Source organism: Bradyrhizobium sp. B025 (assembly GCF_042257955.1).
GTDB classification, from domain to species: domain Bacteria; phylum Pseudomonadota; class Alphaproteobacteria; order Rhizobiales; family Xanthobacteraceae; genus Bradyrhizobium; species Bradyrhizobium diazoefficiens.
In genome coordinates this window covers 8,569,339-8,591,715 of record NZ_CP170150.1, presented here as the reverse complement: position 1 = coordinate 8,591,715, position 22,377 = coordinate 8,569,339, and the positions used below count along the sequence as shown (strand labels likewise).

Genomic DNA, 22,377 nt, shown 5'->3' with positions numbered 1-22,377 from the left:
GTCGCAAGAGTCGCGACGACGGTGCGGCTTGCTCCACTGCGCACCCTCCCCCCTTGCGGCAGGGCAATCGCATATGACTTTTGGCAGGGCCTGAGCGCGCGCCTCGTCCTTCGAGACGACCGCTCCGCGGTCTCCTCAGGATGAGGCTAAGCGGCATCCTTGCCGGTCGAAATTGCTGCCGCGAACTCCGTCCTCATCCTGAGGGCCCGCCAAAGGCGGGCGTCTCGAAGGATGGGCCGCAGAGCAACGGCCTTAAATGCGATTGCCCTGCCGCAAGGGGGAAGGGAACGCAGCGAGCGTGCGGCTGAGAGCGAGGGCTACCCCCGCCTGCGCGCCGCCGCGGCATTCACCACGTTCTCCACTTCCTCGCGCCAGCTCAATATCTCCATCGCCAGCACGGGATGATTGAATCCCTTGAGCACGAGGTCGTCGAGTGCGCGCGCCTCCACCCAGGGTTCGACCATGCCGTAGACGCGGCGGCTGACCACGATCTGGTTGGCTTTGGCCTCGCCGCAGAGGCGGGAGGCGAGGTTGGTGACGCTGCCGATCGCGGCATATTCCAGCCGCTGCTCGAAGCCGACCTGGCCGAGCGTCGCATAGCCGAGGGCAATGCCGATGCCGAAGCCGAGGCTATGCCCGCGATTGCGCCAGCGCTCGGTCAGCGGGCCGATGGTGTCGCGCATCTCCACCGCCATCTTCACGGCGCGCTGGGTGTGGTCCTCGAATTGAATCGGTGCATTGAACAGGATCATCACGCCGTCGCCGGCATATTTGTCGAGCGTGCCCTCATACTTGAAGATCAGCGTGCCGAGCGCCGCGTGATATTCGCGCAGCACGTTCATCGCCTCTTCCGGCTCGGTCGCTTCCGTGAACGCGGTGAAGCCGCGCAGGTCGCAGAACACGACCGTGACCTCGCGGCGCTGGCTGGTGAGCAGCCCCTCGGGGCTGTCGGAGGAGGCGATCAACTGCGCGACCTGCGGTGCCAGGAACCGCTCGAGCTTGCGGATGCGCTCGATCTCGCCGAGCTGCTTCTCGACGCGCTCCTCCAGCGACTTATTCCAGTCCTTGAGCTGCTCGGTCTGCACGCGCAGCTTGTCCGCCTGGGCGCGCACGGTCTCGTGCGCCGCTTCCAGCGCGTGGCTCTTGTGATCGACCTCGGTGAACAGGCGCGCATTGCGCATCGCCAGCACCGCCTGGTTCGCGAAGGTCCGCATCAGGCCGATGATGCTGGCGGCGAACTCGCCGCCGGCACGGCGCAAAACAACGAGTGAGCCGAGCGTGCCCTGCTGGTCAACCAGCGGCACCACCAGCACGGAGTGGAAGCCGGCCTCGATCGCGACGTCGCGCAGCGGCTGCTCGGCCGCATGGTCGAGATCGGCAAGCGCGATCGGCTCGCCGCTACCGGCGGCATCGCTCAGGATGTTGTCGCCTTCGTCGATCGTGACATGGGCGCCGTCAGCCGATTTGTCGATGCCGTTGGATTCGACCAGGTTGAAGCGACGCGTCCCGGCGTCGAAGCCGTAGATCAGCACCGCATCGGCATGGGTGATCTCGATCGCGCGGGCGGCGATCGTCGGCAGCACCGCGTTGAGATCGAGCGAGGAGGCGACGGCGCGGCCGACCTCTTCCAGCACCTTGAGCTCGTTGATCGATTGCGCGAGATCGCGGGTGCGCTCCTCGACCTTGGTCTCCAGGTTCGAATAGGTCTCCTGGATTTGGGTGGCCATGCGGTTGAACTGGCCGGCGAGATCTTCCAGCTCGTCGGAGGTGTGCACGTCGATGCGGTGGCTGAAATCGCCTTCGCCGAGCTTGTGCGCGCCGTCGCGCAGCGCCGTGATCGGAATGATCATGCGGCGGGCGAGCAGCGTGCCGGCGAGGATCGCGACCATCAGGCCCATGCCGATCAAGAGCGCGATGCGCACCAGCTGATCGCGGATCGGCGTCAAGGCCTGCGTGGTCGGCTGCTCGAACAGCACGCTCCAGCCGAGCTTCGGTACGGTGCTCGCGGCGGTCAGCACCGAATAGCCGTTGAAGTCGGTGCCTGACGTGTCGGGCCCGCGGCCGGGCGAAATCGCGGCAGCCACTTGCGGCAGCTTGGAGAGGTCCTTGCCGACATCGGGTCCTTTCGAGGACGTCGCCAGCACGCGGCCGCGCGGATCGACCACATAGGCAAAGGCCGCCTTGCCGACCTGGGCGTCGGACAGCAATTCGGAGAGGAAGCTGAGATCGATCTCAGCGACCGTGACGCCGGCGTTGAAGCCGGAATGCGCCACCGAGATCGACATCAACGGAGTCCTGTCGGAGAACCAGGCCGGCGCGTAGCTGACGCCGCGGGCGACGGTGTCGGTGAAGCGCATGTCGCGGGAGAGGTCGGCATTGCCGCCGGTCGTGGTCGACTGGCGCGAGACGCGCAGCACCTCGCGGCCGTCGCCGTTGAGCTGGAACAGCTGGTTGACCACCGCGACCTGGTGCAGGAGCTGGGCGTAGTCGGCGCGGCGCTTCTCGAGGGTGTCCTGGCTCGCGCGGGTCACCCAGCTGATCTGGCGCTCGAGCTCGGAGATCGACTGTTCCACCCGCCGGGCCGCGGCCTGCGCCTTGTCCTCCAGCCCGTCGGTCAGCTGTGTCTTGGTGGCGCGATAGGAGATCCAGGTCTCCATCGCGCCGCTGACGGCGAGGACGAACACGACGAGGCCGACGAGGGAGACGACGTATTTGGCGAACAGGCCCTCGCGCAGAAACCGTGTCTTGTCGTTCGCTCCCGCCATCCGGATCCTCTTGCGCCGCCATCGACGCCGGCGCTACGGGCCGTACAGGCCCAGCCGCCCTTCTATCACAATTTGGGCCAAGGGACGTCCCGGGGACCGGAGGACCGGCCGGCGTGGTTACCCGAAGTGGACGCCGGGTCGGGCCTAAAGGGTGGTGAATTGTCGCAGGCTCATCCGTTCGGAGGAAGCAGGGAAAGGCCGGGCCGATGTAAGGGATTGGCGTGGAGTCCAGCCTGTTGGTCCGCCAATCATCGATTATTGAAGAGCTGCCGCAACACGTCGTTCATGGGCTGGCTGTCCTGCTGCGCCACCGGCGGCTCGTCCGAGGCCGGGGGCGCCGGCGCGGGCGAGGCCTCCGGTGCCGGTGTGGACGGCGTCGCGGGCAGGCTGCGGCTGCGGCCGGTGCCAGCACCGGTTGCAGCTCCGCTGGAAAGCCCCTGCTGGATCAGATTGCCGAGCGCCTCGCCCAGCGGGCCGCCGAGCAGATTGTTCTGCCCCGGCTGCTGGGTTTGCGGATTGGCGTTGCCGGCTGCATTGCCGCCACCCGGCGCGGTCGTGCCGCCGAGACCAAGGCTGCCCAGGATATTGCCGAGCCCGGCGCCATCAGGCCCGAACAGGCCCTTGCCCATCTCGCGCAGCTTGGCGTAGGCGGCGTCGGGATTGTCGAGCATGCCGGCCATGTCAGGGTAGATCCGCGGCTGCGACCAGCTGCCCTGGATCATCACGGGGATGCCGAAGCCGACCGGCTCGGAGGCGCGGCCCTGGCCCTCGGTGGTCATCACCAGCTTCGGCTCGACGCGAAAGCCCAACATCTTGGTGTCGAGCGCGATGGTGCCGGCGCCGGTCACGCGCACCAGCGGCCCGATCAGGTTGAGATCGGTCGTCACCGCCTGTCCCTTGTCGATGCGGAAGGAGGCCGAGAGCTGCGACAAATCCGTGCTCTGGTCCTGGCCGCTGTTCTGGTTGTCTTGCCAGCCGGACAGCGTGCCCGATGTCAGCGAGCGGATCATCTGCGCGACGTTGATGCCGCGGATGGCGCCGTCCTGGAAATTGACGAAGGCCGTGCCCTGCATGTTCGCCATCAGGGCGCGCTGGCTGGTGCCGGCGCTGCGCAATGCGAGCTTGGCTTGCAGCTTGCCGTCGATCCGGTCGAATTCGGCAAGGCCCTGGAGCAGCGGCAGCGCGCGCACTCCGACGAGGTCGGAATGCATGGCAAAGCTCGGCGCGCCGCTGGTCGCATCCAGGATCACTTCGCCGGAGACCTGGCCGCCATAGGCGCCGAGATTGGCGGTGCCGGCCTTCAGCACGCCGCCGGCGAGCTTTGCATCGAGCGCCAGCGGCGCAAGACGCGCATCGCCGATCACGGCGTCGTTCGCGGAGATCCTGATTTGTGCATCGACATAATTGAGCCCGGACACGTCGATCGGCGCATTGCTCCAGGGCTGTCCGGACGCACCGTCCGGCGATTTCGCCAGCGGAATCGTGAGCCGCTGGAAGTCGAGATCGACCTTGACCAGAGGCTTGCTCGCGATGTCGACCGAGGCCCAGCCGTTGAACGCGCCGTCGCCGAGCGTGCCGTTTACGCCGTTGATCATCACGAGATCGCCGCTCAGCCGCATCTCGGCGTGACCTGCGAGCCGGGACTTCAGCACATCAGGCATGTCGATGGCGAACTCCACCGGGATCGTCGGCCGGTCGGTTGGCGGCGCGGGCGTCGTCGCCTTGATGTCGAATTTGGTCGGGTGCTCGCCGACGCGCGCGGTGCCGGTGATGCTGACGTTGCGGTCGCGGCCAACGACGGCATCGGCATTGATGGCGCTGATGCGGCTCTCGACGCGATCGCGCACGCGCGCGAATGCGACCTCGCCGTCGGTGACCTTGACGCGGTCGATGGTCGCGCCGTCCGTGTCGAGCGCCAGCGGCTTCGACGAGGTGCCGGCATTCGGCAGGCGCTCGCGCAGCAGCGGCTGGTAGAGCACGGGGCGGGTGACGATGAGTTCGCTGATCTTCGGGCGGCCCGACCAGACGCTGGAGAGCGACATGTCGGCCTGCACGCTGTCGATGGTGAGGCGCGTAATGCCGCTGCGGTCCTTCGGATCCTGAAGCGTGAGATCGTTCAAGGTGACGTTCAGCGTCGGCCACAGGCTGATCCTGGTGGTGCCGTCGATCGACAGGCGATAGCCCGTCGCGCTCTCGACCCGCGACGCAATCGTCGAGGTCAGGAAGCCCGATGGGATCCCGACCACGAGGAGAAGCGCGATCACGATGACGACAGCGGCGACCGCGGCGCCGGCGAATTTCACTGCTCTCATGTCGACTTTCCAACGACGGACGAACGGTGCCGAACCCGGCCGCTCACCCGTCCTATGCGCGTGAGTTTATCCCGGGACGGGAAGCCGCTCCAAGCGGTCAAAAATAGTCAGGGGGTGCTGCAAAGTTATGTGACTTATGACACACTTCTCCGGCGCGGTTTTACGCGATTCTGGACGTTGATGGTTCCAGCCGATTTGCCAGCGAAATTGACAAGTAAATTCACAAGGAAGTTGAAATGAGCAAGCAGGCCGAATTTGCGGTCATCCTGAAGATGAACCCGATGTTCGCCGATCTCGGCGCAGACGAGCTCCAGCGGCTGTCCAATCTCTGCCACACCCAGCATCTGGCGAACGGCGAGGTGCTGTTCCAGAAGGGCGATGCCGGAGACGCGCTGTTCGGCATGCGCCGCGGCCAGGTCCGTATCGAGACCGGCGCCGCCGACGGCAGCCGGCTGACGCTGAATTTCATGGGGCCGGGCGACCTGTTCGGCGAGGTCGCGGTGCTGGACGGCCAGAACCGCACCGCGGACGCGACCGCGGGCGAAGCCAGCGAATTGTTCGTGCTGCGGCGCGAAGACTTTCTCGCCTTCCTCGAGCGCGAGCCGAAGGTCGCGATCAAGATCATCGCGCTGCTGTGCCAGCGCATCCGCTGGCAGAGCGAGCGCATGGAAGAGTCCATGCTGCAGCCGCTGCCGGTTCGCCTCGCGCGGCGGCTCTGCGCGCTCGCCGCCGATTTCGGCTCGGAGGTGCACATCTCGCAGGAGCAGCTCGGCGTCTTCGTCGGCGCCGCCCGCGAAAGCGTCAACCGCCAGCTTCAGGCCTGGCGCAAGGACGCGATCCTCGATCTCCAGCGTGGCCGTATCCTGCTGAGGAACATGACCAAGCTGACGGCGATCGCGCGGAACGAGTAGGGGCTCTCGCGAATCTTACTCCGCCGCCGGATGCACGATGCTCTTCGGTGCCGGCTGTGCCGGCGAAGCTTCGTGATGACCGGGGGCCTCGGTATCCTCGCTGTGCACGATCAGCCGCTTGCCGAAGCGCCAGATCAGGGCGCCGAGATCGTCCATCACCATGAACATCGCGGGCACGAACACCAGCGACAGGATGGTCGAGAAGATCAGGCCGCCGATCACCGCGAGCGCCATCGGCGAGCGGAACTCACCGCCGGCGCCGACCGCGAGCGCGCTCGGCATCATGCCGGCGGCCATCGCGATCGTGGTCATCACGATCGGGCGGGCGCGCTTCATGCCGGCGTCGATCATGGCCTCGTCGCGCGGCTTGCCGTCGCGGATCGCCTCGATGGCGAACTCCACCAGCATGATCGCGTTCTTGGTGACGATGCCCATCAGCATCAGGATGCCGATCCAGACCGGCGTGGTGAGCTGCTTGCCGGTGACGAGCAGGGCCGCGATGGCGCCGCCGATCGACAGCGGCAGCGAGAACAGGATGGTGATCGGCTGCAGGAAGGTGCCGAACAGCAGCACCAGCACGGCATAGACCATCATCAGGCCCGCGGTGATCGCGGTGGCGAAACCGTCGGACAGCTCGTTCAGGCTTTCGGCGTCGCCGGACGGTGAGACCTTCACGCCCTTCGGCAGGCTCTTCATCACCGGCAGCTCGTTGATCTTCTTGGTGGCATCGCCGAGCGCCGCGGAGCCGACGAGGTCGGCGGCAACGGTGGCCTGGCGGTCCCGGTCGTAACGGTTGATGCTGGTCGGACCCTGGTCGAGCTTGACGTCGGCGATGACCGAGAGCGGCACGCCGCCCTTCTCGCCGTGCTCACCGAGCGGCACGCGCAACTGCTCGAGCGTCTTGAGGTTGCCGCGCGCGGCGTCCTCGAGCTGCACCCGGATCGGCACCAGGCGGTCGCCGACGTCGAATTTGGCGAGCGCGGGCCCGACGTCGCCGATGGTGGCGACGCGGATGGTCTGCGACAGGCTTTCCGTGGAGACACCGAGGCGTGCGGCGAGATCGGCGCGCGGCTCGATGCGCAGCTCGGGCCGCTCCAGCGTGGTTTCCGAGATCACGTTGGAGATGGTCGGGATCCGCTTCATCTGCGTCGCGAGCTCGCTGGCGACGTTGTTGACGATGTTGGCGTCGACGCCGGTCACGACCAGCGAGATCGCGCGCAGGCCGTTTTCGTCGAGGAACCAGAAGCGGATGTCGGGAATGTTCTCCAGCTCCTGGCTGATCGAGAATTCCAGCTCGCGCTGGGTGATGTCGCGATCGCCCTTGGGCGTATAGTTGATGATGAGGGCGGCGCGCCTGACTTCCTGGGTGCCGGGTGGGACGCGACCGCCGTCGACGAAGATGCTCTTCACCTCGGGCCGCTTGCGCAGCCGCGCGACGATATCCTCGGTGACCTTTTCGGTGTAGGCGAGCTGGGTGCCCGGCGGCAGCTCGAGGGCAAGCAGCGAGCGCGCGCTGTCCTGCGCCGGCAGGAAGCCCTGCGGCAGCAGCGTGATGCTCCAGATCGAGGCGGCGAAGATGCCGAAGCCGATGAGCACCGTGATGAAATAGTGCTTCACCGACCAGGCCACGATCCGGTGATAGGACCGCAGCACGCGCCCGGGCGGCGGCTCCTCGTGATGGCCGTGTTTGAGGAAGTAGGCGGCCAGCACCGGCGTGACGAAGCGCGCCGCGAGCAGCGAGAAGAACACCTGCACCGAGACGGTGATGCCGAACTGCTTGAAGAACTGTCCGGCGATGCCCGACATGAAGCTCGCGGGGGCGAAGATCGCGATGATGGTGAGCGAGATCGCGATCACCGCGAGGCCGATCTCGTCGGCGGCTTCCAGCGCGGCACGATAGGGCGATTTGCCCATGTTCATGTGCCGCACGATGTTCTCGATCTCGACGATGGCGTCGTCGACAAGAATACCTGTCGACAGCGTGATGGCGAGGAAGCTGACGAGGTTGAGCGAGAAGCCGAGGAGGTCCATCGCCCAGAACGCCGGGAAGATCGACAGCGGCAGCGAGATCGCGGCGATGATGGTGGCGCGCAGATCGCGCAGGAACAATAGCACGATGACGACGGCGAGGATGGCGCCCTCGAACAGGGTCGAGATCGCCGCTTCGTAATTGCCGTTGGTGTATTCGACCGAGGTGTCGATCAGCTTGAGGTCGACGTCGGGATAGGCGGCCTTGAGCGCGTCGATGCGCTTCTGCACGGCGTCGGCGACCTTCACGTCGCTGGCGCCCTTGGAGCGCTTGATGCCGAGCGCGACCACCGGCTCGCCGTTGAAGCGGGCGAAGGTGCGGCGGTCGGCGATGGTGTCGGTGACGGTGCCGAGATCGTCGAGCCGGACCTCGCCGCCGCCGAACAGCGGGACCATGGTGCCGGCGAGGTCGCTCAGCGTCTTGGCGCCGGCCAGGGTGCGGATCGCCTGGTCGTTCTTGCCGATCTCGGCGCGGCCGCCGGCGACGTCGACATTGGTGCCGCGCAGGCTCTGGCTGACGTTGACGGCGGTCAGGCCCATCGCCTGCAGGCGGTCGGGATCGAGCGAGACCAGGATCTCGCGCTCGACACCGCCGATGCGCTCGACCTGGGCGACGCCGCGCACGCCCTGGAGCGCGCGCTTGACCACGTCGTCGACGAAATAGGAGAGCTGCTCAGGCGTCTTGCCGGGCGAGATCGCGGCATAGGTCACGATCGGCAGGCCGATGACGTCGACGCGCTGGATCAGCGGCTCGGTGACGTTCTGCGGCAGGTTGGAGCGCACCCGCGTCACTGCGTCCTTGACGTCGTTGAGCGCGCGGTCGGTATTGGTCTCGAGTGCGAACTGGATGGTGGTCAGCGACAGGCCGTCGGTGATCGAGGAGGTGATGTGCCGCACACCCTCGACGCCGGAGACCGCGTCTTCAATGGTCTTGGTGATCTGGGATTCGAGCTCGGCGGGCGCAGCACCGAACTGCGACACCGCGACCGAGATCACGGGAATGTCGGCCGAGGGCAGCCGCGTCACCGCGAGCTTGGCGAAGGAGGTCCAGCCGAGGATCAGCAGGATGATCGAAAAGACGACCGACGGCAGCGGATTCCGGATCGACCATGCCGAGATATTGAGAGCCATCAGCGTACCCGCGTGCGATCGAGTTCATCGGCGAACATGGTCTTGATCTGGTCGCCGTCATGCAGTGAGGAGCCGGCGTCGGCCACGACGATTTCGCCGACGTCGAGCCCATCCAGGATTTCCGTCGCGGTGTCGGACGACAGCCCGACCCGCACCTTGCGCGTCTCGATCGTGTTGCCCTTGACGACCTGCACGGTGAGATGGTCGATCGCGGTCTTGGGCACCGCGACGCCGCAGCTTCGCTTGGCGTCGATCGAGGCGCGGGCGAACACGCCGACCTTCAGCGAGGGATTGTTGGTGACGCTGATGCGGACGCGGCCGAGCTGGGTGGCGCGGTCGATTTCGGGCGCAACCAGCCGCACCCGGCCGATCAGATCGGGCGCGTCGTCGCGGCTGATGCGCACGGTCGCGCCGGCGCTGAGCTTGGGCATGTGCACGGCCGGGACCTGGGCGTCGAGCTCGATCTCGTTGTTGACGGCGATGCGGAACATCGGGCCGGCCTGCGGCGAGGCCGGCGCGCCGACGATGGTGCGAACTTCGGTGACGAGGCCCGGCGCCGGCGCCTTCAGCGAGATCGGGCCTTGCGCGCCGGGTCGCTGCGGCTGGCCCGGGATCTGCGGCGGCGCCGTCAGGCGCGCCAGCTCCTGGTTGTCGGTGACCATGGTGCCTTCGGTGACGAAGAGGTCGGTGACCCGGGAGCCTTCCTGGTCGGCGACGACCACGGCCTCGCGGCGCGGCACGAAAAAGCCGGTCACCCGGACGAGGTCGGAGAAGCAGGCATTGGTCGACTTCGTCACGATGACGAGCGCCTCGCCCGGCGTTTCCTTCGCCTCGGGGCGACGCCGATGCTCGAACAGATAATAGCCGATGCCGAGCGCGACGATGAACGCCACGGTTCCGGCAGGCTTGAGATAGTCGGAGACGTTCATCGCCGGATTGTCCTGGCCTGGCTCACGGCCATCCGCACGAGGCCTGCTGAGAGCGTTTCCCTGAAACAAAGCGGCGTCCCGCAAGGCTGCGGGACGCGCTTTGGAAGCGAGACTTTACACCACATCACGCACGGTCACTTCAACGGATTGCGTCGTGCTCACTTCGATGCGGTGGTCTTGTTTTCCATGTTGACGACCTGCACGCGGCGGTTGACCTCGGCCATCGGCTGGCTCGGGTCCTTCAGCTTGCTCTTGCCGTAACCGACGGTGACGAGGTCGGTCGCGGAGATGCTGTACTTCTCGACGAGGTAGCGCTTGATCGCATCCGCGCGGCGTTCAGAGAGGTCCTGGTTGTAGCTCTCGCCACCGGCGGCGTCGGTGTGGCCGGCGACCACGAAGGTCGAGCCCTTCAGGTCGGGGCTGGTCAGCGCGCGACCGAGCGCCTGCACCGAAGCCAGCGACTTGGTGCTGATGTTGGCGGAGTTGTAGTCGAAGGTGATCTCGAGATCGATGTTCGGCTTGTCCTTGGCAACTGACGCGATTTCCTCGCGCTCGGTCGACGACAGCGAGCGCGTCGAGCGGCCGCGCACGGACTGGATCAGCTTGGTCTCCGATGCGCTCGGCGCGGGGTCGGCCTGCGGCGCGATCGAGAGGCCGCGGGTCAGCGGCTTCTTCTGCGGCGGCGCCAGCGCGCGGACGATCTCGTCCTCGGTGACGTTTTTGCTGTTGCCGTCGTCGCCGGCGAATGCGGGGGAGGCCGGCAGCGACAGCGCGGCACCAATGGCCATGATGGACAGGATTGCGGTAAGTCCTTTTGCAGCCGATCTCATTGCCAGTCCCTCCTGCGCAGCCGAGCTGCGTGGTTCCAAAATTCCTGCAATAGGCCCCCCGGGAAAGGCCGCCTGCGGCATCCGTCCATTAGTCTTGCCTGGGCCGCCGAGGTTCGAGGCGTCGGTCGCCTCAATTCAAAAAAATACTAGCGTACTCCGTAGCTTGCGAATTCCTGAACGATGTTCGGATCCATCGCCTTGGCATTGGCAATATCCAGCGCCCCTTCCTGGGCGGAGCCGTTGCGCTGCTTCGCAATGCCCCGTCCGTACAGCGAGGAGGTGAGGCGGGGATTGATCCTCAGGGCCGCATCGAAATCGGCGATCGCGTTCTTCACCGCTCCCGATTTCAGATTGACCAGCCCCCGGCTGTCCAGCGCATCGACGAAGTTCGGACGCAGCCGCAGCGCTTCGTTGCAATCCTTCAGCGCGCCCTGGAGATCGCCGACCACCGTGCGGGTCCAGCAGCGGTTGTTGAGCGCCTCGACGTCCTTCGAGTTGATCCGGAGCGTGTCGTCGAAATCCTTGATGGCGAGGTTGTAGGCGCCCTTGCTGGCATAGACCTGGCCGCGGCGGTACAGCGCGTTCACGTCGTCAGGATTGGCCGCGATCTTGGCCGTCAGGCCCTTGATGGTGGGGTCCTCCGCCAGGGCGGCCGCGCTAGGCCCGGCGTCCGCGTTCGGCGCGGGAGCGGGGTCGGCCGGTTTCACCGGCGGTGGCGGCGGGGGCAAGGCGGCCTCGACCTGCGGCTTCGGTGATGGGGCCGGGACGGGCGCGGGAGCCGGTGCGGCCGCCGTGTCGGCCGGCTTCGGCGGCGGAGGCGGTGATGGCGGCGCCGGCGGCGGGTTATTGGCGACGACGGGTGGCGGCGCGGGGGGCGCGGGCGGCGGCGCCATTGTCGGACGCGATCCGCCGGCTCCCGGAATGAACGAGAAATCTTCGGCCAATGAAGAGGATATCCACGGCACCTGCTCGCCGCGCGAGGCGCGGGTGACGCCCATCTTGGTGCGGTTCAGCGTCTCCTCGGCCATCAGGTCGGGGACGCGGATTTCCTTCAGCAGTTCCTGGACGAACAGGCTGTGCTCGCCGCCGGCGTCCGACACCACCGAGGCCAGCGCCGCCGAATACATCACCAGCGTGCCGTTCGGCGCGATGACCGGGGTCAGGCCGGCCGAGAAGCTGCGGAACCGGCGCTCGAACGGGTTGCGCCTGGAGGCATCGATCAGCGCGATCTTGACGCCGGCGCCGCGGGTGTTGAGCTCGCCGAGGACGGCTTCCAGGCTGAAACCGTCGCGGCGTACGTCGGATTCGGTCCAGATTTGCGCGTCGATCGGCAGCATGTAGCTCTGGCGCGCCGACTGGATGCCGAAACCGCTGAAGAACACCAGCGCCACCGAGCCCGGCTTGATCTTGCCGTAGAGCTTGTCGAAGGCGCGGCGCATGCCGTCGCCGGTCAGGTTCTCGCCGATCTCGACCGAAAAGCCGTCGCGCTTGAGCTCGTCGGCGACGTCACGTGCGTCGTTGAGCGGCTCCTTCAGCGGGGCGTCTGCATCCGGATATTTGGCGTTGCCGATGACCAGCGCATAACGGTCACCGGCCGCAAGCGACGGTGCGGTCGGGACGAGCGAAACGAGCATGGCAAGAAGGAAAAGGAAGCGAATTTTCATAATCAGCGCGGTCCAGCCAAAAGGGCGCCGTTCCCAGCTTGCGCCGCGGCGACCTTAACTTACGCAATGTGCATTATCAAACCGGGGAGAGGGGGCGTCAACCGCTTGGAGATTCGGCATTATCGCGACGATTGACCGCAACGCAGGGGCGCGCCGCGAGGGGAATAAACGGGCCATCATGGTCGTGCTCGACGCGATCCGGTTGGGCATTGCAGCGCCCATCTCGGGGCACCCCTGTTAGGGGAGTCTTTTTTAGGGGAATCTTGGCGCCGAAAATGTGATTGGTCTCACATTGGAGGGGGCCTCCGCGCATCACGCATGGCGTTTGACCTTTCCGGCGGACAATGGCTTGGTGCGCTCGTACCTCCCCGAAGGTCCACACAAGAAGCAAGACCAAAAGAAAAATCATGGGAAACGCCTACGAAATCTACGCACTGCGCTATGCGACCATGTCGCCGCGCACTCCCAGCATGAACTTCCTGGCGCCGGATCCGCATGACAGCGCGGCGCAGGACCTCGACTACTTCGTCTGGCTGATCCGCGGCGGCGGCCGCGACATCCTGGTCGATACCGGCTTCAATGCCGAGGAGGCGAGCGCACGCGCGCGCAAGCTGACGCTCAATCCGGTCGATGCGCTGGAGCGCTTTGGCGTCAAGGCGTCGGCGATTCGCGACATCATCGTGACGCATTTGCATTACGACCATGCCGGCAATCTCGATCGTTTTGCGAACGCGCGCTTCCATCTTCAGGAGCGCGAGATGGCTTACGCGACCGGCCGCTGCATGTGCAACGGACTGTTGCGACATCCGTTCTCGGTCGAGCACGTCACGCAGATGGTGCGCCATGTCTATGGCGAGCGCGTCAATTTCTATTCCGGCGACGGCGAGATCGCGCCCGGAATCACCGTGCACCGTGTCGGCGGCCATTCCGACGGCTTGCAGGTGGTCAAGGTCGAGACCGCGCGCGGGCCGGTGGTGCTGGCGTCCGATGCCGCGCACTACTACGCCAATCTCCAGCGCCGCAGCCCGTTCCCGATCGTCTACAATGTCGGTGACATGGCGGTAGGCTGGGAGACGATCGAGCGCCTCGCCGGCCATCCTGACAGATTCATCCCCGGCCACGATCCGATCGTGACGGAGATCTATCCGCGTGCGAGCGACAAGGTCGACGCCTGGGCGCTGCATTTGCCGCCGTCGCGGTCGTTCGTGAAATAGCGGTTGAGACCTGCCCCACGCTCGTCGTCCCGGACAAGCGCGCCCAAAGCGCGCGTAGATCCGGGACCCATAATCCCAGGGAAGAGTTTGGCGCGACACTGCAACCGCGAGTCTTCGTGATCACTGCGTCCTGTGGTTATGGATCCCGGATCTGCGCTTCGCTCTAGACAACGCTTCGCGTTGTCTAGAGCACTGCTTGTCCGGGACGACGATTGAGTTTTGGACGGCGCCGCGCGTCGCGCCTCCTCGCCATGAGGGTCAACTAGTCGTCAGGAATGCAGGGGCGTGTACTTCGTAAATCCGGGATGTTTGCTTTCTAGGGTAAAGCGGACACCCAGCCCCGAACCCGGAATGTCGCCTTGTGACGCACAAGAGACATCAGAGCGAAACCAACCGACGGCAGCTTATTGGATGGCTTACATCGATGCTTTCGCATCCGGTCGCCTCGCAACGAGAACATTGCCGATGCACTGTAGCACCGTCTCGCGTCTTTGGTTGCGCAAGTGGATTTGGTTGCGAAGGATTCCCCTATCGGAGCTCGACCTCGACTCGCGCTTCTCCAGAACGATCGATTCAAGATCAAGGTGGTCTCCGGGGCGTACCGCGTTCGGCAGCCTCACCTCATCCCAGCCGAGCCCGGCAAGGACACGGAGCGGAGGCTGTAGTTTGCTCGTTAGCGAGATGAAGATCGCGAACGTGTGGGCACCGGATGCCGTCAGTCCCGCAAAAACTGAGCGCGCAGCAGCTTCCTCATCGATGTGGAAGGGCCGTGCGTCATATTGCTTGGCGAACTGAATAATTTCGTCCTTGGAGACAAAATAGGGGCCGGCCTTGCGGCTATCGCCAATCTCGGTGTCTTCAAAATAGCCGCTGGTCATCGGTCAATCCTTTACAAGCGCCCGCCAATCTAGGTCATGCTCCCTGGCAAGAAGCACCGGATCGATATCTCTGGATAGAGGTCGTTGTAGATCGGCCAGACCATGGTGCGTCCGACTTTGTTCGGTACGGTGATGATGGCATCGTCAGGCACATCGACCCAGATCATCACTTTGGAGTCGGCGGTTTTCGGCAGTCGCACACGGTAGTGGCCGTCTCTGGCTTCCCAGTCTACGTCTTCGACGGCATGACCGTCGGCGTGCGAACAGCAGAGGCCTTTGCCGCTTGCCAAACTCTCAAACCATTCGAGAAGTGGTGAATTCCTGTAGCGTCCGTCGAGATCGCGCCCCGGCGCCGGCGCCGGCGACATCACCATCGCGATAGCCGCGCTCATGGCGATTTGCGAAATCCCGCGTTTGATCAACGCTGTGCAGTGCCGCCCCATGGTGCCTCCGGGCGAACTGTAACCGCTTGTGAGTAGGTATCTTTCGGCTAAGGGAGGTTCACAAATTGGGGTGAGGCCGAACGTCGCGAAGTATCCGACAAAGTTTGGTAGCCTCGTGTGTTCTAGTTCGCCTGTTGCACACCAAGAGCTAGTGCAAGTGGGACGTGCATAGCGAAGATCAAACAAGGGGGTTTGACCATGCCCTCGATATTCGATTTTCTGTACCGCGAATTTTGTCGTGCGCGTCTCTCTGAAATGCGGAGACAGCTCCTTGTGGCCCGACGCGAAGAGGTTCGGGAAGCCGCATGGGTTCGCTGCACCCTAGACCGGTCTTTGGCCGCACGGCTCTCGACCGGCGTTTTTGCCCAACACCCGGACCTCGCATCATAGGGGCTTCCTGTGAACCTCCGCGGCCACTCCTAGACTTACCCATGGGAGGGTCAATGGAGGGACTAGGTCATGGCTATTGTACAATTCACACGCTTCAAGAGCGACAAACCTGAGGAAATGATCAAGACCGCCAAGCAGGCGAAGGCAATCTTCGAAAAGCACGGCGCTGAATTTCTTCGACTTTCCCGATTTCACACTGGTATGTGGGCTGGGGAGTTTCTTATCGCTACGCGCTATTCCAGTTGGGAAGTGTACGGAAAGGTGCAGGAGGCATTGGCAAAGGATGAAGCATTCACAAAGCTGTACGCGCACACACTAACCTTTGCCGAATTGAAGGGCCGTAACATCGCGGTCGGCATCGATCTCTGAGACTCCGCTGAGAGTTGCGGGCGTAGCGTTAGAGTATTGAGGTTCTGTGAGCCGCATCGGCCGCGCGGCGGCCCTGACCGGCCGCAATGTGCCGACGCCGCCAAGCGCAGTTGTCTTGACCGCGTCGTCGCTTCGGCATCGGGCCGCCGTCGGCCGAGCGGAAAGTCGCGACAAAGACGGCTCAGCAACTACATGCTGGAGCGTCTATTTCCGCACCCTAATACGCCTGCTTGGCATCCGCCTCTTCGCTGGTCTGGATCAGGTCGAGACTCTGCTCGATCTTGCCGAGCAGAGCCGAGAGCTGCTTGCGCTCCTGCGCCGAGAGGCAGGCGAGGATCTCGTCCTCCCGCCGCAGCAATTGCGGGAACAGCTCCTCGTAGAGCGCGCGGCCTTTCTTGGTCAGTTGCAGGCGGAATTCGCGGCGGTCGGCCTCGTTCTCGACCCGCTCGATCAGCCCTTCATGCAACAGCATGGTGACGGCGCGGCTGATGGTGGATTTGTGCGTGCGGGTGCATTGCGAGATGTACTGCGCGCTACAGGCATCGTTGCGGAAACCGAGCGTCGCGATCACGCGCCAGGCCGGAATGTCGAGGCCGTGACGCTCCTGATATTCGACCGCGAGCGCGGAACTCACCTCCGCGGCAAGCCGGTTGAGGCGGAACGGCACGAACTTGAACAGATCGAGCCGCGTTTTTTGCCGCGGCGACGCCTCGCCCGCCTCTTGTCTCTTGAGTGCCGCATCGCTGGATGTCCTCGCCAAGGCTTGCGCTCCGAATTCCAGTTGACGGCCGGCCGGCTCCGGTCCAAAATAGTTGCACGTGAGACTATCTAGCAGATCAGCCCTCTCCTGACCAGAGCCGAGGTTAGCGCATGGCGCAGGTCAATGTGCATCAGACCAAGACCCAATTCGGCTATCGCCGCCACCCCGATCAGGACCGTCCCGGGCAAAGCCCGGCCGAGCATCCGGTTGTGGTTGTCGGCGCGGGCCCGGTCGGACTGTCGCTCGCGATCGACCTCGCGCAGCGCGGCCAGAGCGTCGTCCTTCTGGATGATGCCGACCGCATCGGCGAAGGCTCGCGCGCGATCTGCTTCTCGAAGCGCTCGCTGGAGTACTGGGACCGGCTTGGCGTCGGCGACCGCATGGTCGGGAAGGGCGTGGTGTGGAGCGTCGGTCGCATCTTCCATGGCGAGTCCCAGCTCTACCAGTTCAACCTGCTGCCGGAAGACGGTCACAAGCGGCCGGCCTTCATCAATCTCCAGCAATATTACGCCGAGGCCTATCTGGTCGATCGCATCAGCGATCTGCCTGAGGTCGACCTGCGCTGGCGCAACAAGGTGACCGCGCTGGAGCAGCGCAACGATTCCGTCGCGCTGACGATCGAGACGCCGGAGGGCGCCTACCGCCTGCACGCGCAATATGTCGTCGCCTGCGACGGCGCGCGGTCGTCGCTGCGGCAGATGGTTGGCGCCGAGTTCGCCGGCCAGGTGTTCGAGGACCAGTTCCTGATCGCCGACGTCAAGATGACGGCGGAATTCCCGACCGAGCGCTGGTTCTGGTTCGATCCGCCGTTCCATGCGGGACGCTCGGCGCTGCTGCACCGGCAGCCCGACGATGTCTGGCGCATCGATCTCCAGCTCAATCGCTACGCCGATCCGGTCGTCGAGAAGAAGCCGGAAAACGTGCGGCCGCGGATCGCGCGCATGCTGGGCCACGACAAGTTCGAGTTCGAGTGGATCTCGCTCTACAAATTCCAGTGCCGGCGCATGGACCGCTTCATCCATGGCCGCGTGATCTTCGCCGGCGACTCCGCGCATCAGGTCTCGCCCTTCGGTGCGCGCGGCGCCAATTCGGGACTCGAGGACGCGGAAAACCTGTCCTGGAAGCTCGACCGCGTCCTGCGCGGCACCTCGCCCGCGAGCCTGCTGGAGAGCTACCACGCCGAGCGCAGCATGGCGGCGGATGAGAACATCCGCGAATCCACCCGCTCGACCGATTTCATGGCGCCGAACTCGCACCAGGAGGCGCGGCTGCGCAAGGCGGTGCTGTCGCTCGCCAAGGAGACCGAATTCGGCAAGCGCATGGTCAATGGCGGCCGGCTCTCGGTGCCGTGCAGCTATGATACGTCGCTGTCGTCGCCCGATGCGGATATGTGGGGCGCTGGCCCGCGGCCCGGCTGTTCCATGTTGGATGCGCCGGTTGCCACAAGCGCGGGTGAGCAGGCCTATCTGACGGATGTATTCCGCAAGGGCGGAACAGACTTCACCTTGCTGTCGTTCAGCAATGGCACGGAGCTCGGCGTGCCCGAAGGCGTGAAGGATATCCGCATCGGCGGCGAGGGCGGCCTTGCCGATCCCTCGGGCCTCGTCGCAAGGCGCTACGACGCCGACGCGGGTGCTGCCTATCTGCTCAGGCCCGATGGTTACGTTGCTGCGCGGTTCCGTCATCCGACGCGCGAGACCATTGCTGCGGCGCTGTCGCGCGCCGAAGGCTTGAATTGAGGTTTGGTATGCCGCTGTCCACCAGTTCCAACTTCGCACGCCCGGACGACGCCTTTCGCGCCATCGTCGAGGCGCATCGCGGCCTCACGGAGGAGCAGAGCGCCGATTTCGACGCGGCATTGGTGCTGATCCTCGCCAACCATATCGGCGACATCGATGTGCTGCGGGAAGCGATCGGGCTCGCCAAGCGCCGCATGATCGACGGCCAGCAGCAGCAACAACAGCAACAACAATAACCCTGTGACCTAAGGATGAATTGATGGCGAAGAACTTCGCGTCCACCGGCGATCTCGCCGAGAAGAAGATCACCTTCTCCGAGATCGGCGCCGATCTCTATGCTTTTACCGCGGAGGGCGATCCGAACACGGCCGTGATCGTCGGCGACGACGGCTGCCTCGTGTTCGACGCGCAGGCAACGCCCGCGATGGCGAACAAGGTGATCGAGCGCGTCCGTACCGTCACCGACAAGCCGATCAAATATGTCGTGCTGTCGCACTATCACGCCGTGCGCGTGCTCGGGGCCTCCGCCTACAAGGCGCAAGGTATCGTCGCCTCGCAGGAGACCTATCGTCTCATCGAGGAGCGCGGCAAGCAGGATTGGGATTCCGAATACGGCCGCTTCCCGCGCCTGTTCCAGGACGCGCAAAGCATTCCCGGCCTGACCTGGCCGACGCTGACCTTCGAAGGCGAGATGTCGATCTATCTCGGCAAGCGCGAGGTGCGCTTGATGCAGCTCGGTGCCGGCCACACCTCGGGCGACATCGTCGCCTGGGTGCCGGATGCCGAAGTGATGTTCTCCGGCGACCTCATCGAATATCACTCGGCCTGCTATTGCGGCGATGCGCATTTGCGCGAATGGCCGCTGACGCTGAACGAGATCCGCAACTTCAATCCCAAGGCGATTGCGCCGGGCCGCGGCGATGCGCTGAAGGGCGCAGCCACCGTGCGCGAGGCCATCGCGATGACGCGCGACTTCGTCACCTCGCTCTATGGCGCCGCCGAAATCTCGGTCGCCAAAGGACGCACGCTGAAGGAATCGATGGCGGCGACGCGCGAGGTGATGGATCCGAAATTCCACAGCTTCGCCATCTACGAGCACTGCCTGCCGTTCAACGTGTCGCGCGCCTATGACGAAGCGTCGGGGATCGACGATCCCGTGATCTGGACCGACAAGCGCGATCAGGAGATGTGGGCTGCCTTGCAAGGAGGAGGATAGTCATGAACATCAATACCTCGCCCGATCAGATCATCCGAAGCTCGGCCCAGGTCACGCCGGGCTACATGTCCGGCTTCGGGAACAGCTTTGAGACGGAAGCCCTGCCTGGCGCGCTGCCGATCGGGCGCAACTCGCCGCAGCGCTGCGCCTACGGGCTCTATGCCGAGCAGCTCTCGGGTTCGCCCTTCACCGCGCCGCGCGGCACCAATGAGCGCTCCTGGCTCTACCGCATCCGTCCCTCGGTGAAGCATTCGGGGCGCTTCGAGAAGGCCGATGCGGGCCTGTGGCGCTCGGCGCCGTGCCATGAATACGATCTGCCCATCGCCCAGATGCGCTGGGACCCGACGCCGGTGCCGAAGGAGGAGGTGACCTTCGTTCAGGGCGTGCAGACCATGACGACCGCCGGCGACGTCAATACGCAGGCCGGCATGGCCGCGCATGTCTATCTCATCACCAAGTCGATGGTGGATCAGCACTTCTACAATGCCGATGGCGAGCTGATGTTCGTGCTCCAGCAGGGTAACCTGCGCCTCGTCACCGAGTTCGGCCGCATCGACGCCGAGCCCGGCGAGATCGTGGTGATCCCGCGCGGCGTCAAGTTCCGCGTCGAGATTCCGAACGGGCCGGCGCGCGGTTATCTCTGCGAGAACTACGGCGGCGCCTTCACGCTGCCGGAGCGCGGGCCGATCGGCGCCAACTGTCTCGCCAATGCGCGCGACTTCCTGACGCCGGTCGCGAATTACGAGGACAAGGACACGCCGACCGAGTTGTTCGTGAAATGGGGCGGGTCGCTGTTCAACACCACCTTGCCGCATTCGCCGATCGACGTCGTCGCCTGGCACGGCAATTACGCGCCCTATAAATACGATCTGCGCACCTTCTCTCCGGTCGGCGCGATCGGCTTCGACCATCCCGATCCGTCGATCTTCACGGTGCTGACCTCGCCGTCGGAGACCGCGGGTACTGCGAACATCGATTTCGTGATCTTCCCGGAGCGCTGGATGGTCGCCGACAACACCTTCCGGCCGCCGTGGTACCACATGAACATCATGAGCGAGTTCATGGGCCTGATCTACGGCGTCTACGACGCCAAGCCGCAGGGCTTCGTCCCCGGCGGCATGAGCCTGCACAATTGCATGCTGCCGCACGGGCCGGATCGTGATGCCTTCGAGCACGCCAGCAACGGCGAATTGAAGCCGGTGAAGCTGACCGGCACCATGGCCTTCATGTTCGAGACCCGCTACCCGCAGCGCGTCACCGCGCATGCCGCGAACGCGTCCACGCTCCAGGACGATTACGCGGATTGCTGGAAGGGCCTGGAGAAGCGGTTCGATCCGAACAGGCCGTAGTGACTTCGTCATTCCGGGATGCGCCAGAGGCGCAGGCCCGGAATCCATACTCACGATCGTGGCTATGGATTCCGGGCTCGCGCTCCGCGCGCCCCGGAATGACGGCGGAGAAACCGTCTCAGAACATCCGGCAGGAAACCAATGCCCCACCCCAACGATCCCAGCCTCCGCTCCTTCATCGACGTCGATCCGGCCTCCGACTTCCCGATCCAGAACCTGCCCTATGGCGTGTTCTCGACCGCGGCCAACCCGACGCCGCGCGTCGGCGTCGCGATCGGCAATTACGTGCTCGATCTCTGGGAGCTCGAGCAGGACTCGCGTCTCGATGTCGGCGCGCTCGGCGTGTTCTCGGGCGCCTCGCTCAATCCGTTCATGGCGCTGGGGCCGAAGGTCTGGGCAAGGACGCGGGCGCGGATCAGCGAGCTCCTGCGCGCGGATCATCCGGAGCTGCGCGACAATGAGGAGCTGCGCAAGCAGGCCTTGGTGCCGATGCGCGACGCCAAACTGCACATGCCGTTCGCGGTCTCCGGCTACACCGACTTTTATTCGTCCAGGGAGCACGCCACCAATGTCGGCGTGATGTTCCGCGGCAAGGACAATGCGTTGCAGCCGAACTGGCTGCATATGCCGATCGCCTATAACGGCCGCGCGTCCACGGTCGTGGTGTCAGGTACTAACGTGAAGCGCCCGCGCGGGCAGTTGAAGCCGCCGAATGTCGACGTGCCGAGCTTTGGTCCCTGCAAGCGGCTCGATTTCGAGCTGGAGATGGGCGTCGTGGTCGGCCAGCCTTCAGCCATGGGCGGCATGCTCACCGAGCAGCAGGCCGAAGAGATGATCTTCGGTTTCGTGCTGCTCAACGACTGGAGCGCGCGCGACATCCAGCAGTGGGAGTACGTGCCGCTCGGTCCGTTCCTGGCAAAGGCGTTTGCGACCTCGATCAGCCCGTGGGTGGTGACGCGCGAGGCGCTGGAGCCGTTCCGGCTGAAGGGGCCGGAGCAGGAGCCGGTGCCGCTCGATTATCTCAAGCAGGCCAAGCCGCAGAATTACAGCATCGAGCTCGACGTCTCGCTGCGGCCCGGCGGCGCCAACGCGCCCACCAGCATCAGCCGCACCAATTTCAAGTACATGTACTGGTCGTCGGTGCAGCAGCTCATGCATCACGCCTCCTCTGGCTGCGCCATGAATGTTGGCGATCTCTTGGGGAGCGGCACCATCTCCGGCCCGGAGAAGAACCAGCGCGGCAGCCTGCTCGAGATCAGCTGGAACGGCACCGAGCCGGTCGAACTCCCCGGCGGCATCAAGCGCTCGTTCCTGGAGGACGGCGACAGCCTCGTCATGCGCGGCTGGTGCCAGGGCGCCGGCTATCGCGTCGGGTTCGGCCAGGTCGAGGGGACGATTTTGCCGGCGGAGTGAGATGGTCGTCATTCCGGGGCGATGCGAAGCATCGAA

17 protein-coding genes are annotated in these 22,377 nt (G+C 64.9%); 8 read left to right on the top strand and 9 right to left on the bottom strand.

Annotation, left to right across the window (positions count from 1 at the left end):
- Window positions 1-317 precede the first annotated feature (317 nt).
- Window positions 318-2,765: an adenylate/guanylate cyclase domain-containing protein gene (locus tag ACE10W_RS40655; protein ID WP_304549524.1), complete on the bottom strand. Its 2,448-nt coding sequence runs from the start codon at window positions 2,763-2,765 to the stop codon at window positions 318-320.
- 248 nt (window positions 2,766-3,013) lie between these two features.
- Complete coding sequence (locus tag ACE10W_RS40650) at window positions 3,014-5,077, bottom strand: AsmA family protein (RefSeq protein WP_304549523.1); 2,064 nt, start codon at window positions 5,075-5,077, stop codon at window positions 3,014-3,016.
- 236 nt (window positions 5,078-5,313) lie between these two features.
- On the opposite strand from ACE10W_RS40650, the gene ACE10W_RS40645 reads away from it, so the two are divergent.
- Complete coding sequence (locus ACE10W_RS40645) at window positions 5,314-5,988, top strand: Crp/Fnr family transcriptional regulator (protein ID WP_011083189.1); 675 nt, start codon at window positions 5,314-5,316, stop codon at window positions 5,986-5,988.
- Window positions 5,989-6,003: 15 nt separating this feature from the next.
- Here ACE10W_RS40645 and ACE10W_RS40640 read toward each other — a convergent pair whose 3' ends face one another.
- The 4 genes from ACE10W_RS40640 to ACE10W_RS40625 form a co-directional block, all read right to left on the bottom strand.
- A complete protein-coding gene (locus ACE10W_RS40640; RefSeq protein ID WP_304549522.1) occupies window positions 6,004-9,147 on the bottom strand; it encodes an efflux RND transporter permease subunit in 3,144 nt (1,047 codons plus the stop codon).
- Entirely contained in the window at window positions 9,147-10,076 is a 930-nt protein-coding gene (locus ACE10W_RS40635) for an efflux RND transporter periplasmic adaptor subunit (protein ID WP_028175668.1), read from the bottom strand. Before ACE10W_RS40635 ends, ACE10W_RS40640 begins: the two co-directional genes overlap by 1 nt.
- A 158-nt stretch (window positions 10,077-10,234) precedes the next feature.
- A complete protein-coding gene (locus ACE10W_RS40630; protein ID WP_028175667.1) occupies window positions 10,235-10,906 on the bottom strand; it encodes an OmpA family protein in 672 nt (223 codons plus the stop codon).
- Between the two features lie 146 nt (window positions 10,907-11,052).
- Window positions 11,053-12,570, bottom strand: coding sequence for a caspase family protein (locus ACE10W_RS40625; protein ID WP_304549520.1), 1,518 nt, complete (start codon window positions 12,568-12,570; stop codon window positions 11,053-11,055).
- A 407-nt stretch (window positions 12,571-12,977) separates the two neighbouring features.
- Here ACE10W_RS40625 and ACE10W_RS40620 point away from each other — a divergent pair, with 407 nt between their 5' ends.
- A complete protein-coding gene (locus tag ACE10W_RS40620; RefSeq protein ID WP_304549519.1) occupies window positions 12,978-13,784 on the top strand; it encodes an N-acyl homoserine lactonase family protein in 807 nt (268 codons plus the stop codon).
- Window positions 13,785-14,200: 416 nt separating this feature from the next.
- Here ACE10W_RS40620 and ACE10W_RS40615 read toward each other — a convergent pair whose 3' ends face one another.
- Together ACE10W_RS40615 and ACE10W_RS40610 are read right to left on the bottom strand one after the other, a co-directional pair.
- Window positions 14,201-14,662 (bottom strand): MaoC/PaaZ C-terminal domain-containing protein, encoded by a 462-nt coding sequence (locus ACE10W_RS40615; protein ID WP_028175664.1) that lies wholly within the window; start codon window positions 14,660-14,662, stop codon window positions 14,201-14,203.
- 29 nt (window positions 14,663-14,691) lie between these two features.
- Window positions 14,692-15,054, bottom strand: a complete 363-nt coding sequence (locus ACE10W_RS40610; protein WP_060909787.1) for a hypothetical protein — start codon at window positions 15,052-15,054, stop codon at window positions 14,692-14,694.
- A gap of 510 nt (window positions 15,055-15,564) precedes the next feature.
- On the opposite strand from ACE10W_RS40610, the gene ACE10W_RS40605 reads away from it, so the two are divergent.
- Window positions 15,565-15,864, top strand: a complete 300-nt coding sequence (locus tag ACE10W_RS40605; RefSeq protein WP_011083180.1) for a hypothetical protein — start codon at window positions 15,565-15,567, stop codon at window positions 15,862-15,864.
- A gap of 217 nt (window positions 15,865-16,081) precedes the next feature.
- On the opposite strand, the gene ACE10W_RS40600 is transcribed toward ACE10W_RS40605, so the two are convergent.
- Window positions 16,082-16,624 (bottom strand): MarR family winged helix-turn-helix transcriptional regulator, encoded by a 543-nt coding sequence (locus ACE10W_RS40600; protein WP_028175661.1) that lies wholly within the window; start codon window positions 16,622-16,624, stop codon window positions 16,082-16,084.
- A gap of 110 nt (window positions 16,625-16,734) precedes the next feature.
- Between ACE10W_RS40600 and ACE10W_RS40595 the strand changes: the two genes are divergently transcribed.
- The 5 genes from ACE10W_RS40595 (at window position 16,735) to fahA (ending at window position 22,341) form a co-directional block, all read left to right on the top strand.
- Window positions 16,735-18,363 carry an FAD-dependent oxidoreductase gene (locus ACE10W_RS40595; protein WP_110115747.1) on the top strand — a complete coding sequence of 543 codons (1,629 nt, stop codon included), beginning with the start codon at window positions 16,735-16,737 and terminating at the stop codon, window positions 18,361-18,363.
- Window positions 18,364-18,371: 8 nt separating this feature from the next.
- Window positions 18,372-18,599, top strand: coding sequence for a DUF2783 domain-containing protein (locus tag ACE10W_RS40590; RefSeq protein ID WP_060909790.1), 228 nt, complete (start codon window positions 18,372-18,374; stop codon window positions 18,597-18,599).
- A 23-nt stretch (window positions 18,600-18,622) separates the two neighbouring features.
- Entirely contained in the window at window positions 18,623-19,579 is a 957-nt protein-coding gene (locus ACE10W_RS40585) for an MBL fold metallo-hydrolase (RefSeq protein ID WP_011083176.1), read from the top strand.
- Between the two features lie 2 nt (window positions 19,580-19,581).
- Window positions 19,582-20,928, top strand: coding sequence for a homogentisate 1,2-dioxygenase (hmgA, locus tag ACE10W_RS40580; protein ID WP_304549514.1), 1,347 nt, complete (start codon window positions 19,582-19,584; stop codon window positions 20,926-20,928).
- A gap of 141 nt (window positions 20,929-21,069) precedes the next feature.
- Entirely contained in the window at window positions 21,070-22,341 is a 1,272-nt protein-coding gene (gene fahA / locus ACE10W_RS40575) for a fumarylacetoacetase (RefSeq protein WP_304549513.1), read from the top strand.
- The last annotated feature ends 36 nt before the right edge of the window (window positions 22,342-22,377 follow it).